Raw genomic sequence first — 12,828 nt, 5'->3', positions numbered from 1 at the left:
CTTTAACTTTATTCAGACGGGGCTTGAACCCCGACTGAATTAAAGTTAAACCTTTGGTAAAAATAGGGATAATTATAATATATAGGATGTGGATTTTCTATCAATGGATATACATATAAAAGGAATAAACCTTCATTATGAGTTATACCAACAAGATAAAAAAAAGCCGGTTCTCGTGTTTTTACACGGTTTCTTATCATCAACTTTTAGTTTCAGACGACTAATTCCATACCTATCAAAAGACTACACAATTCTATCAGTGGACCTCCCGCCATTTGGAAAAAGTGAAAAATCAACAAGGTTCACATACTCTTATTCGAATATAGCAATTGTAGTAAGCGATTTAATTCGCTCTTTTCATTTTTCAAAAATCAATTTAGTAGGACATTCGATGGGTGGTCAAATTTGTTTATACATTGCAAAACAATCACCGGATTTGGTGGATAAATTGGTATTGCTGTGCAGCTCTGGCTATATGAAGAGGATGCCTAAGTCCTTAATCTATTCTTCCTATCTTCCCTATTTTCATTTTATCGTGAAGAGGAGGCTGGCGAGGCAAGGTGTTCTACATAATTTACGGAATGTCGTTCACAACCATAACCTTATTGATCAAGAAATGATTGATGGATATACAGAGCCATTTATGGATAATCGGATTTTTCTGGGATTAACACGGATGATACGCCATCGAGAGGGAGATTTAACGTCTGAGGAAGTGAAACAAATTAAGCATCCAGCTTTGTTAGTTTGGGGTGAAAAAGATCGGGTTGTTCCAATTTCGATAGGGAGAAAGCTTCATCAAGATTTACCTAATTCTACGTTTATTTCGATTAAAAATACGGGGCATTTGGTTCCTGAAGAATGTCCGGAAAAGGTAGCTGGGTATATTACAGAATTCATTTAGCTAGATTATTAATTGCGAGAACGTGGATCATGTAGGTTATTCGGACTCTAGAGTGGATTTCATGCTTCTCCTGTCTGAATTGTCACCTCATTCAGACCCGGGTGTGGGGTTCATGCTCTTCCAGTCCAAATCATCGCCTCATTCGGACTCGGTGTGGAATTTCATGCTTCTCTTGTCCGAATCATCGCCTTATTCGGACTCGGGTGTGGAATTTCATCTACTTCTGTCCAAATCATCGCCTTATTCGGACTCGGGTGTGGAATTCGCACTACTCCTGTCCGATCATTGACTCATTCGGACTCGGGTGTAGGATTGAACAATCTTCCTGTCCGAATCATCACCTTATCCGGACTATGATAGAGGGTTTACCGAGATACCATATTTTAACTTTCCAAATAAAAAAGATGGGTTGCCCCATCTTTTTTAAAGTTCACATGTCGCATTATTTATTATAGTTAAAAGCTTCAGAGCCATGTTCTCACATTCTTTAAGTGGTATGATTTCCTCAAAAGAGAATTCATAAATGGACTGTATTTTTCTAGCCAACTTTCCTGGGTCATCAAATTGATGAGCGGCCTGCAATACATCTACAGCTTCGGTTTCATAGGAGCCAATCCCATATCCTAGAGGATCCCATTCTTGAAGCATAATCATCATTTGTAAATTTGCTTGTTGATTTTCCATATGATCACCTAGAGATTATTTCATACTATTATTTTTATCTTGATTTATTATTTGCTTTTCAAGCTCATCAGCTTTCGCTTGTTCTTTTTTTGAATGCTTGATAAATAAGCGAAACACAACAATTGCAACAATTATGCAAATGGCTAGTTTTATTCCAGCTGGAATATATTCTGATTTATCCTCAGGAAAATATAGAAACAGGTTCAATACTGTTAAGAGCAGCATTTCTTCACACCTTTCGACCGTAAATATCACTTCTATTATTATATCATAAACCCAGAAGCGTGTTGTAGATGCTTGTTTGTTTGTGGTCGGTTATAATGGAGAGAGTTGTTTGTGTATGTAATTTGCGAAAGGAGTGATTATGATGTCAAATGAATTCAAAGTCGGAGACATTGTAACAGGGATTTATAAGACAGGAAAATACATAGGCGAAATAACAGTAATTAAGCCTGAGCACTATCTTGTGAAGGTAATGGCTGTCCTAAAGCATCCAATGCAAGGGGACATACATTCACCGAAAGAAGTAAATGTGCCTTTATTCCAAGAGAGAAGAGCGCTTGCTTTTAATGAGCAGACCAATGTACCAAAGAAGATGGTTCGCACATATTCAGGAGACGTTCCCGCATATAAGGATTCTTTAAAGGTAGCTGTGGAAAAAACAAAGAATGAACTAGAAACAGAAGGCACGGAGTGGGCACTGCGTAGCCTGGAGAATATGAAAGTACTAGAGTTGGATTACTTTAAATAGTTCCTTGTTGATTTTGCTATTGTCCATAAAATTTATTTATTGGCCATATTTCCTCTGTATCAGCCATAAATCACAATTATTGGCCATAAATTGAATAAAAACCATTTTGACTTAAAAAACCTACGGAAGTCTCATTTCCGTAGGTTTTTCATTTCAATATACTCGCTTAGCACCTTCGTAATACTTAGACCAATACGAATTATCCATTGAAACAACTGCAATTCCTTTTGAGGACGTGGCCGATATAAATTTGTTATCGCCCACATAAAAACCGACATGAGAAATTCGACCTGTTTTATTGATATCAAAAAACACTAGGTCCCCTGGCTGGAGATTAGCTTCCCGGACAGTGGTTCCCATCGTGTAGTAGCCAGCTGATGTGTTTCTTGGGATGTCAATTCCATGTTTAGCATGCATAAAGGCAACGAAGCCTGAGCAATCGAATCCAGCTGTAGTCGTTCCTCCCCAAAGATACGGAATCCCGATAAAATTATAGCTATCGGAAACTAACTCTTTAAGAATCTGTTCCCTGTCCTGCACATTTGATTCGGCCTGCGCATTTTTAGTCACTTTTAGGACTTGTCCAATCGAAAGGGTATTACTTGTAAGATTATTGATATTTTTAAGTTCAGTGACACTCATCTTATTATTTCGTGCAATTCCATATAAGGTGTCTCCAGCTTTAACGGTATAGGAAGTACCTGTTACATTTTGCTGTGGATTCGTTGCTTTACTTCCAAGCTGTAATTTTTGGCCAACATAAATCATCGTTGAGGAAAGGTTATTGTTTTTCATGATTTGGTCAACAGTTGTGTTAGCACGCTGGGCAATTGAATATAAAGAATCGCCAGGTTGAACCGTATAGTTTAACGCTTGTATTTGTGTAGACTGTGGTGCAGAACCGATTATCTTTAGGGTCTGCCCCACTTTAATCGTATTTGAAGTAAGATTATTTAATTGCTTTAATTGGTCCACACTCATGTTATATGAGTTTGAGATGGAGTACAGTGTGTCGCCACGGGATACCGTATATGTAGCAGTCGTTTTAGGTGGTGGTGTCTCATTTATGACAAGTGATTGCCCTGGGTAGATCATATCTCCAGTTAGATGGTTTAGCTGTTTGAGTTGGGAGACGGTAAGATTATATTGCTTTGCAATTCCATATAATGTATCGCCGTTTGCAACTGTATGTGAAGCTTCCGTTTGAGTATTTGCCTGCCCTTTACTTGCCGCTTCTACAGTAGAGGAATTGTGTCCCCCCACTAATGAAACAGTAGCAATGACCACCGTCCCCATCATAACTTTTACGATATTAGGATTTAGGTTAGGGACCTTTTCTTTCAGGTAGATTCGAATACTTTCGTTAAAATAAAGCTTCTTCCCTTGTTCCTGTGTACCAAGCTCACTTGAAAATTCCTGTAACTCGGGGTCTATATATAAGAAGATTGTTTGTGGGTTTTCTATTTTATGGCCTAAAAACATTGAACATCCCTCCTGTTCCAATTAGGATATCCTATCGGGATGCGATTATTTTTTGAATCAATTGTAAAAATTCGACAGTGTCTGTCAGTGCATTAAGAAAAAATAAAAACCAATTCACATTTTGAGCGAATTGGTTTTTATAATGCAAATTTATTTAAGACTTTTGAGAAGTCTACACGATCCCCGATTGTTGTTGGCTCTGGTTTTGCTAAATAGCGTTTATCATTTTCAACTAATTTGAATATATTAAAGGTTGTAAGTGCATCATCAAGGGCACAATGGTGTTTGCCTGTCCCTTCTTTACCATATTCCTGAACAGCCTTCCAAAGACCTGTCTGATTTTGGTCGCCAAAAAAACGTTTATATTCCATCGACAAATCCCTTTGTTTTCCTTTAAAAGGAAACGGAATCCCAACCTTTTGACAATTATGACGAAGGACCTTCATATCCATATTTCCCCAGGTGATGATCGTGCTTGATGATGTTTTTTCATATTCAGAAAGCTTGTTCACTAGATCTTGAAACGATATCCCGTGATTGACTTGCTCTTGAGATATGTTTAAAAAGGACATGCATCGTTCTGTTAGTGTAGGAAATTTTATTGGTTTTACATACGATGAGTATTGATCGATTATTTTCTGATTCTTCACAGATACAAGACCTACTTCGATTATTTCGGGGTAAAATCCTTGTGGGTTGCTTTTTCCCTCAGGCATCGTAAATTCAAAGTCAATGAACAAATATTGATGCTTATTATCCACTCCTAAACCTCCTCTTTCATATTACTCTACCAAAGAAAAATGCTTTCTTTTTCTTTTAAAAATCACCGAGCAATTAAATAGAGCACTTAACTTAGACGAACATCTTTTTAATAATTATAACACGGTTTTCTGTATTTTTCAGAATATATTTATAATATATATGCTTTTTTCCCTTCAATAGAGTAAAATAATATTTTATAATATTTAGTAAACCGAAATATTCGAATCAAGAAGGTGTTATCTATTCATACAGCAAAGCGTAATCTTATGATAATGTGGTTTGCCAATTTATTTGTTGCTGCTAGTGCAACAATGATTATGCCGTTTCTGTCTTTATACATTGAAACTTTTGGAGAATACTCAGATAGCTTTGTGCAACGGTGGGCTGGCTTAGTGTTTGCGGCAACCTTTGTCACAGCTTTTTTCATTTCACCGATCTGGGGACGTTTTGGTGACCGTAATGGCTACAAAAAGATTCTATTAATTACGGGTACAGGCATTGCCTTTAGCATTTTTTTAATGGGATATGTGAACACAGTTGAGCAATTATTTTTCCTAAGGCTGTTCATGGGCGCCGTTACTGGATTTATCCCTACCTCCCTTGCCCTCATATCCGCACAAACACCAAAGGAAATTGCAGGAAAAACATTAGGGACCCTACAAATGGGGAATGTATCAGGTGCATTATTTGGCCCGTTATTAGGTGGATTGCTTGCAGATGCAGTTGGCTTTCAGTATACCTTTGTCATCACCGCTCTGGTGATTTTAGGTGCAGTCATTCTAGTGGGGGTTGGTATTAAAGAGGTACAGCAAAATGAAACAAGTACTACTGTCAAAAAATATTCACGTAAAGAGGTTTTAATTCATATCTTCAAGCATCCTGTTTTACTGACCATTATGCTTATATCAATGCTCATCCAGATAGCCAATTTTAGTATCCAGCCTTTACTAGCATTATATGTTACGCACTTAACAGACAGTAGTAATATTGTGTTCTTAGCTGGAATGGCATTTTCAGCAACCGGATTTGGAAATTTATTATTTACGAGGCAGTGGTGAAAATTAGGTGACAGAATGGGACATGAAAAAATAGTAACGCTGCTTCTACTTGCCTGTTCAATCATGTTTATCCCGCAAGGTCTAGTAAGCGAATTATGGCAGCTTGTTCTGTGCAGATTTTTATTCGGCATGGCGGTAGGTGGATTAATTCCATGCATGACAGCCTATATCCGCCAGGTTGCACCACTTTCCATGCAGGGCGAAGTTCAAGGCTATAATGTCAGTTTTCTTTTTTTAGGAAACGTGATTGGTCCAATATCGGGTGGAATCCTTAGTGGTTATTTCGGAATCTCTACCGTCTTTTTCGTAACTAGTGGACTCTTTTTAACCGGGGCGATTATTTTATGGCTAAGTGTAGTAAGACATTCTGAAAAAACAACCCAACAAGCTGCGTAAAACAGATGGCAAATGTCATCTGATTTTTTATATAATAAGATAATAATAGTTTTTGAGAGAGTGTTTATTATGAGAAGACAAACAGGGTATTTCATCACCTTTATCTTGTTACTGTTATTTTTGTTTATGTTGTACAAAGTACATAGCGAGTTGGAGTTTATCAAAAGCTTCTCAGCTGTTCTGGATGAGGAAATTCCAATCGATGAGGTTTTATTAACACAAACAAGCTATATAAAAGACGGCACAGGTAAAGTGATTTCGGAGATCCGACATAGTGAAAATCGAACAATACTTCCTGCTGAAGAGATTCCACAAATTGTGAAGGATTTGTTTATTAATATTGAGGATCAGCATTTTTATGAGCATTTAGGATTCGATATTTCTGGAATTGGTCGGGCTGCTCTAATCAATCTACAAAATGACTCGATTGATCAAGGTGGTAGTACAATCACACAGCAGCTTGCACGGAATCTCTATTTATCAAATGAGAAAACTTATAACCGTAAATTAAGTGAACTCTTGTATTCATATCAATTGGAACGAACTCTTACGAAAGAGGATATTTTAGCATTGTACATTAATGCCATTTATTTTCAAAACGGAGCGTATGGAATTGAAACGGCTTCCCAGCTTTATTTTAATCAGTCTATTAAGGATGCGACACTAGCGAAAATCGCTTTTTTATGTTCAATCCCCAATAATCCATCCCTTTACAATCCAATTACGAATTTTTCAAATACGAAGGAACGACAGGAACGTATTTTGAAAAGTTTAGAAGAGGCTGGGAAAATCTCAGCAGAGGAATATGAAATAGCTATACAGGAACCGATTGAGCTTGCTATGCGTGAAAGTATCGATCAATATCCAGATTATACGACATATATTTATCAAGAGTTTGAAGCATTAATTGCTGAAAAAGAAGGCTTTAAGGCAAAGTTCAATTCGGCTACTGACAGCAAAAAGGAAGAGCTTCAACAAGACTTGGATACAAAGGTAAAAGAGGTTCTCGAGTCTGGTATCATCATTGAAACGGCTTTAAACCCAATTATTCAAGAAAAAGCTGCTGAGTCTGTAGAGCAATATTTACCTAATAATAATGTTCAGGGAGCCGCTGCAGTAATCGACAATACTTCGAATCGAATTGTCGCGATTGTTGGCGGGAAAAACTATGAAAAGTTTTCGTTCCATCGTGCTTATCAAGCCTTTCGACAGCCTGGTTCTGTGATAAAACCTTTGCTTGTTTATGCGCCTTATTTTGATTTAACAGGTGCCTCAATTTCACAGACAATTAATGCAAATAACTTTTGTAAAAATGGATATTGCCCGCGAAATTATGGGGGCGGTCAATACGGAAATGTCAGCTTACAAACGGCTTTTAAATATTCCTATAACACCCCTGCTGTACGGTTGCTTGAAAGAATTGGGATTGAGCATGCATTTTCGTATTTAGACAAGCTTCATTTTTCAAATGTGGTTAATGAAGACCACAGTTTACCAGCAGCAATTGGCGGATTTACTTATGGAATGTCTCCATTGGAGATGACAAATGCCTTTGCAACATTTGCGAACAACGGTCAATTTGTTCAGGCCCATGGAATTACAAGAGTGACAGATTTACAAGGAAATATCCTTTATGAATGGGATGAACAACCTATAGAGGTATGGAGTGATTCTACTAATCAAAAGGTAAGAATCCTACTTGAAGATGTTGTTAAATCGGGAACCGGTAAAGAAGCTCATTTTTCAAGCGGTTATATTGGTGGAAAAACAGGAACGACGAATGATGTAAAAGATCTTTGGTTTATCGGTCTCACTGATAAATATACTGCTGGTGTGTGGGTTGGAAATGATCAAAATAAAAGCATTCACTATATGGAATCACGAAAACCTCAAATTTATATTTGGAGAGATATTATGAAAGTGAGCCAATAATGATGGCTCGCTTTTTTAAATTGGTAAACTCGCGATTATACTGTTGTATAGCTGTATGCAAACATAGGTTACTGTCATAAAAAAAGTAAACCAGCTAAGGGTATTAAAAAAGACAAGCCCAATTAATCCACCAAAGGTTAATGTGTCCTGAATTTTATAAACGAAGAAAATAAAATAGCCAAGTGATGCTAATAAGAGCACAATCAAAATACCGTAAAAGGATTGGACAAACGCTAATGAAAGTGTCCCTCCTCCAAGATAGAAAAAAGACCCCGCTCTTATTTTTCGCAAACTTTCTCCATTGCTATCCTTCGTGAAAAACAAAAGCGAAAGCTCAAGTAATGTATTGGCAATTAATTTAAAGGCGGCAAACATCATGAAATAGATGAGGAAAAACACAAAGAAAATCGCAAAATTAATCCACGTTGGCGAAAAAAACTCCTGCATCCCCCGGTAAATGCCAATCTGTTTTAACAGCTCCAATGTTTTTAATTCAGTAAGGATTGCAAATGAAACACTAAATAGAATGATAGATATAAGCGGAAAATAGCTTGTAAAATATGTATTTTTCATTTCGATTCCTCTAATTTTTTGTAGAAATACCTTTTTCGATTTTATCATACAATTTTATGTAGTAAATCTCTTTTTTGAAAATACATATAGATTAAAGGCTACTATTAGAGGAAAGAGGGATTCTATGAAAAAAGGGTTCTTATTTATGTTGCTCTTCTGTTGTTTGGCGTTTTTCACTTTCTTTAGTTCCGTTAGTGCTTCTGGGGAATCCGATTTTACAAAAGCGGTTAATGAAAAATTGAAGGAAATCAATTATTATGCTAACGGCTCCGCAACAGTAGTCAATTCCATTTCGAAGGAAGCCGAAATCACAAATGTTATCACAAAGGATGATCCTGCAACAAAGGAAAACGAAGAGGAAATCGAAACGTATAAGGCAAATGTCGTTGTTGGGCATGTGTCATATAAATTAAAACGTGACAGCATTTTCTATATCCAAAAACATGAATTCTTTTATTATGATGTCGATAATCAGGAATTTCTAATGTTAGGGAATTTCCCTGATGATCAAGAAATTAATTCCCTTTTCAATGATTATATGGAGGAAGGTCATAAGGCTGGAATCACGTTAACATCAAACTTGTTGTTCAGTTTATTTGTTATCCTTGGATTTCTTGTTGTGCCTGTGTTAATCATGATGTTCCATAACAAAGCCATCCCGGTTCCAATGGTAAGAAATAATAGCGTGATGTAGAATGAGATGTTTTTTGTCTCATCCTTTTTTATTTATTGCGCTCAATTCGAATATATTCACGCGGCTTGAATTTTGGGTAGAACTTTGTTTCCTCTGATTGTGTAGAATCGATTGTTTGTATTTGAAATTGATGTTGATTTTCTACTCCTTCTCCATATTCTCTTTTCGTTTGTTCATGGATCACCCATGCTCCAATAAACAGAAAAGCAAAAATTGCGATTGCCACCATTCCTTTTTTTGCGTTCACAAAACCTCACCTCTTGCTACTAGCATTCATTTTAATAGGACTTTTTATACAAAAAAAGCGAGGACTCAAAGGAGCCCTCGCATTTCCTGTTATTTCTTCAATTTTAAAATTGCCATTGTGCAGCGTGATACGCAAATGAGATTTTCATCTTCATCGACGATTTTAATGTCCCAAACCATTGTTGTTTTACCTTTATGAAGTGGTGTGCCGATTGCTTTTACTATTCCGTCTCTTTTTGCACGAATATGATTGGCGTTAATTTCGAGTCCGGCACAGCCTTCCGTTTCTTTGTCTACGAGATTGTATGTACCGACACTTGCAACTGTTTCCGCTAAAGCCACAGATGCACCACCGTGTAATACTCCAAATGGCTGGCGTGTACGTTCATCAACTGGCATAGTTGCTATTACCCGTTCAGATGTCACCTCTTCAATTGTAATACCTAATGCTTGGATTAATGTATTTTCTATCATTTTTCTCCCCCTAATCTCGCTCCTATTTTCGAATTCCTGACAATAAAATAGAAAGAAGTTTGTCATCATCTTCCATCGGATTGCCCCGGCCATCCTTGTTATTTGTGATTGTATAGAGCTTGCCGTCTTCTATAAAGACATCCCTCATCCGGCTATTCATATCGAGGACAACTTCTATTCTACCTGTTGCAATTTCATAGCTTCTCACCTTAGATCCGCGTAATGTAGCGATATAAAGCTGACCATTAGCATAATCAATTCCAGAAGGGGCCCATGTTTCCTCACCTGTATGATAAATTGGTGTGATCATGTCAGGCTTTGTTTCATTCCCTTCAATGATTGGCCAGCCATAATTCTTACCCGGTTCAATTAAGTTAATCTCGTCATGCGCACTTTGTCCATGCTCTGTGCTATATAAATTATCATCTTCATCCCACGCTAGCCCTTGTGGATTCCTGTGACCGTATGAGTAGACATACGAATTAGGAAACGGATTGTCATCTGGGATAGAGCCATCTAGGTTCATGCGTAAAGTTTTTCCGGCTAGACTTGATAGGTCTTGTGCTAGTTCTGGAACCCCTCCATCTCCAGCAGTAACGTATAGCTTATGATCAGGGCCAATTTTGACACGGCCGCCATTATGGATTCTTCCTCCTGGAATACCTTCAAGCAATAACGTTTTTTCCTCCCAGGTCGAACCAATTCTTTCTACTCGGATGACTCGATTATAAATTTCGCCGGCCTCTAAGTATGTATGATACATAAATGCTTCGTTTGTTGCCTGAAAATCTGGTGCAAGTGTAAAGCCTAAAAAGCCACCCTCCCCTTCATGCAGAATTTCCTTTTGAAGTTTTAACTGCTGAGGTGTCACCTTCCCTGTAGCCTCTTCAATTTCAGATAATTTTCCAACACGTTCAGGAATGAGGAAGGTTCCATCCGATTTTGTGATCATCCAAGGAATAGTCAGATTTGTAGCAATAATAGTCGGGTTTGAAACAGTTTCTTTTACAGTCTCATCAAGGTTCTTAACCTGGGAGCAGCCAACGAGTATGATGAACACGAGAAACATTGTCAGCTTTTTCATTATCCATACACCCTCTCAATTCGAAAGCTTTCGTAGCTTTCGGCTCCTTCTTATTTTCACCAATACATATCCCATCAACGCCGCTACAGTTACAGCGATGGCAATATCGTAGTATTTAAGAAACGCTTCAATGAATTCTTCCCCTGCAAAATAACCGACTGAAAAAATTAAAGAAACCCAAATGAAAATAGCGCTGTACAGAGTCGAGGCAAATTTTACAAAGGAAAATTTACTAAAGCCGAATAAGAACGGAAATAAAATTCGAAAGCCCGGAACAAAATAGCAAAACGCCAATGCGAACGTATTATATTTTTCAATGATTGCTAAAGCACGGGCTATTTTTCTTCTTGTTTTGTTTTGTTTGTTAAGGAGAATAACCATCGCATGTCCTGCAAAGCGCCCTAATACATAGCTTGTTGTGACGGCAGTTAGAATTCCTATGTATGTAACAATGAAGATCTTCCAAGGTACGAAAACATCCTCAGATGCAAAAAAACCGATTGTTGATACAATGACTTCATTTGGAATTGGAATCACAAATGCCCCCACCCACAACCACAAATAAAGTCCGAGAAACCCTTGTTCTTGAATAATTGACACTACTTCATTTATATCCAATAATATCCCGCCTTCATCGGGTATCTAGTTAATTATTGATACTTATCTTTATCATTATAAGATAAAATGGATAATATTAGAAACCATTTTTGAATCAAATAAGGGAGAGAAATTCATGGACAAACCCATTGTGATTATTACCGGTGCTTCGAGTGGATTTGGTCTATTAAGTTCAATCGAGTTTTTAAAAAAAGGATTCTTTGTTGTCGCTACAATGAGAGATTTACAAAAAAAGGAGTATATATTGAGTCAAATTAGTAATCCAAATTTAGAAGAGAATCTTCTTTTTTGTCAATTGGATGTGACGGATGCTGATTCTTTGTATGCTTTTCAAACGATACTTCAAAAGCTTGGTCGAGTCGACATTTTATTGAATAATGCTGGATTTGCTACAGGTGGATTTTCCGAGGAAATTTCAATATCTGAATACAGGAACCAATTTGAAACAAATTTTTTCGGGTTGATTGAAGTGACTAAGCTTATATTACCTTTTATGAGACAGCAAAAATCCGGAAAAATCATTAATCTCAGCAGCATTAGTGGACAAATCGGATTCCCAGGCCTCTCCCCCTATGTTGCGTCGAAATATGCCCTAGAGGGCTGGTCTGAATCATTGCAGCTTGAGGTAAGACCTTTTGGCATCGATGTAGCTCTTATTGAACCTGGCTCGTTTCAAACAAATATTTGGAGCAGTGGAAAAAAGATAGCAGAAAAGTCGATGCTTTCCACATCTCCCTATTATGAAATGATGGAAAAAATTGAAGCAAGACTTGAAAAAAATATAGCATCATACGGGGACCCTCTTGAAGTTGCAAACTTCATCGTCGGGCTTGCTGCAAAGCCTTCTTTAACTAAACTTCGCTACCCGATAGGGAAAGGAACAAAATTGTCCATTTTCCTTAAAAATTCACTTCCTTGGAAGATATGGGAGGGGATCGTTTTAAAGATGCTAGGTATTAGTAAGAAGTAGGGCTTTTGTGCTAACTCAAAATGCACCTTATCAAAAAAATAACATATATTGTAAATGAATTTTAACTTTATTCAGAAGAGGCCCCCACAACTAAGCGGTGTGACGAATGCAATTAGAGTACACAATTAAGTGAGGTTGATACCCTGCCTGAATAAAGTTAAAGCCTCTGGCGGTTGCCTCGATTTTTCAAAGGAAATTTT

Annotated in this window: 14 protein-coding genes and 1 pseudogene; 6 read left to right on the top strand and 9 right to left on the bottom strand. The window is 37.4% G+C overall.

Annotation, left to right across the window (positions count from 1 at the left end; translation table 11 throughout):
* Window positions 1-103: 103 nt before the first annotated feature.
* Window positions 104-904, top strand: a complete 801-nt coding sequence (locus tag V7097_RS13900) for an alpha/beta fold hydrolase (RefSeq protein ID WP_335704226.1) — start codon at window positions 104-106, stop codon at window positions 902-904.
* A gap of 423 nt (window positions 905-1,327) precedes the next feature.
* Here the strand turns inward: V7097_RS13900 and V7097_RS13895 are convergent, their stop codons facing one another.
* Window positions 1,328-1,588 carry a DUF1871 family protein gene (locus V7097_RS13895; RefSeq protein WP_335704225.1) on the bottom strand — a complete coding sequence of 87 codons (261 nt, stop codon included), beginning with the start codon at window positions 1,586-1,588 and terminating at the stop codon, window positions 1,328-1,330.
* Window positions 1,589-1,603: 15 nt separating this feature from the next.
* Entirely contained in the window at window positions 1,604-1,813 is a 210-nt protein-coding gene (locus V7097_RS13890) for a hypothetical protein (RefSeq protein ID WP_335704224.1), read from the bottom strand.
* Window positions 1,814-1,955: 142 nt separating this feature from the next.
* Here V7097_RS13890 and V7097_RS13885 point away from each other — a divergent pair, with 142 nt between their 5' ends.
* On the top strand, window positions 1,956-2,339 hold the full coding sequence (locus tag V7097_RS13885) for a kinase-associated lipoprotein B (protein WP_335704223.1): 384 nt from the start codon (window positions 1,956-1,958) through the stop codon (window positions 2,337-2,339).
* 153 nt (window positions 2,340-2,492) lie between these two features.
* Here V7097_RS13885 and V7097_RS13880 read toward each other — a convergent pair whose 3' ends face one another.
* The gene (locus V7097_RS13880) at window positions 2,493-3,821 is read right to left on the bottom strand and encodes a C40 family peptidase (RefSeq protein WP_335704222.1); all 1,329 of its coding nucleotides are present in this window, start codon (window positions 3,819-3,821) and stop codon (window positions 2,493-2,495) included.
* A 137-nt stretch (window positions 3,822-3,958) separates the two neighbouring features.
* Window positions 3,959-4,582, bottom strand: a complete 624-nt coding sequence (kapD, locus tag V7097_RS13875) for a 3'-5' exonuclease KapD (RefSeq protein ID WP_335704221.1) — start codon at window positions 4,580-4,582, stop codon at window positions 3,959-3,961.
* 267 nt (window positions 4,583-4,849) lie between these two features.
* Here kapD and V7097_RS13870 point away from each other — a divergent pair.
* Window positions 4,850-6,037 (top strand): annotated as a pseudogene (locus V7097_RS13870) (MFS transporter).
* 69 nt (window positions 6,038-6,106) lie between these two features.
* Window positions 6,107-7,969 (top strand): transglycosylase domain-containing protein, encoded by a 1,863-nt coding sequence (locus tag V7097_RS13865; protein ID WP_335704220.1) that lies wholly within the window; start codon window positions 6,107-6,109, stop codon window positions 7,967-7,969.
* A 15-nt stretch (window positions 7,970-7,984) separates the two neighbouring features.
* Here the strand turns inward: V7097_RS13865 and V7097_RS13860 are convergent, their stop codons facing one another.
* Window positions 7,985-8,542: a DUF5366 family protein gene (locus tag V7097_RS13860; protein WP_335704219.1), complete on the bottom strand. Its 558-nt coding sequence runs from the start codon at window positions 8,540-8,542 to the stop codon at window positions 7,985-7,987.
* Window positions 8,543-8,666: 124 nt separating this feature from the next.
* On the opposite strand from V7097_RS13860, the gene V7097_RS13855 reads away from it, so the two are divergent.
* Window positions 8,667-9,236 carry a hypothetical protein gene (locus tag V7097_RS13855; RefSeq protein WP_335704218.1) on the top strand — a complete coding sequence of 190 codons (570 nt, stop codon included), beginning with the start codon at window positions 8,667-8,669 and terminating at the stop codon, window positions 9,234-9,236.
* Window positions 9,237-9,264: 28 nt separating this feature from the next.
* On the opposite strand, the gene V7097_RS13850 is transcribed toward V7097_RS13855, so the two are convergent.
* The 4 genes from V7097_RS13850 to V7097_RS13835 form a co-directional block, all read right to left on the bottom strand.
* Entirely contained in the window at window positions 9,265-9,483 is a 219-nt protein-coding gene (locus V7097_RS13850; protein ID WP_335704217.1) for a hypothetical protein, read from the bottom strand.
* Between the two features lie 89 nt (window positions 9,484-9,572).
* Complete coding sequence (locus V7097_RS13845) at window positions 9,573-9,956, bottom strand: hotdog fold thioesterase (RefSeq protein WP_438824238.1); 384 nt, start codon at window positions 9,954-9,956, stop codon at window positions 9,573-9,575.
* Between the two features lie 22 nt (window positions 9,957-9,978).
* Window positions 9,979-11,040: a PQQ-dependent sugar dehydrogenase gene (locus V7097_RS13840; RefSeq protein ID WP_335704216.1), complete on the bottom strand. Its 1,062-nt coding sequence runs from the start codon at window positions 11,038-11,040 to the stop codon at window positions 9,979-9,981.
* A gap of 15 nt (window positions 11,041-11,055) precedes the next feature.
* Window positions 11,056-11,658: a DedA family protein gene (locus V7097_RS13835; protein WP_335704215.1), complete on the bottom strand. Its 603-nt coding sequence runs from the start codon at window positions 11,656-11,658 to the stop codon at window positions 11,056-11,058.
* A gap of 115 nt (window positions 11,659-11,773) precedes the next feature.
* On the opposite strand from V7097_RS13835, the gene V7097_RS13830 reads away from it, so the two are divergent.
* Window positions 11,774-12,628, top strand: coding sequence for an oxidoreductase (locus V7097_RS13830; RefSeq protein ID WP_335704214.1), 855 nt, complete (start codon window positions 11,774-11,776; stop codon window positions 12,626-12,628).
* Window positions 12,629-12,828 lie beyond the last annotated feature (200 nt).

It is taken from the genome of Bacillus sp. JJ1562, from assembly GCF_036962705.1.
Taxonomy (GTDB): domain Bacteria; phylum Bacillota; class Bacilli; order Bacillales; family Bacillaceae_L; genus Ferdinandcohnia.
The sequence above is the reverse complement of the archived record's forward strand: the minus strand, read 5'-3'. Positions and strand labels throughout refer to the sequence as shown.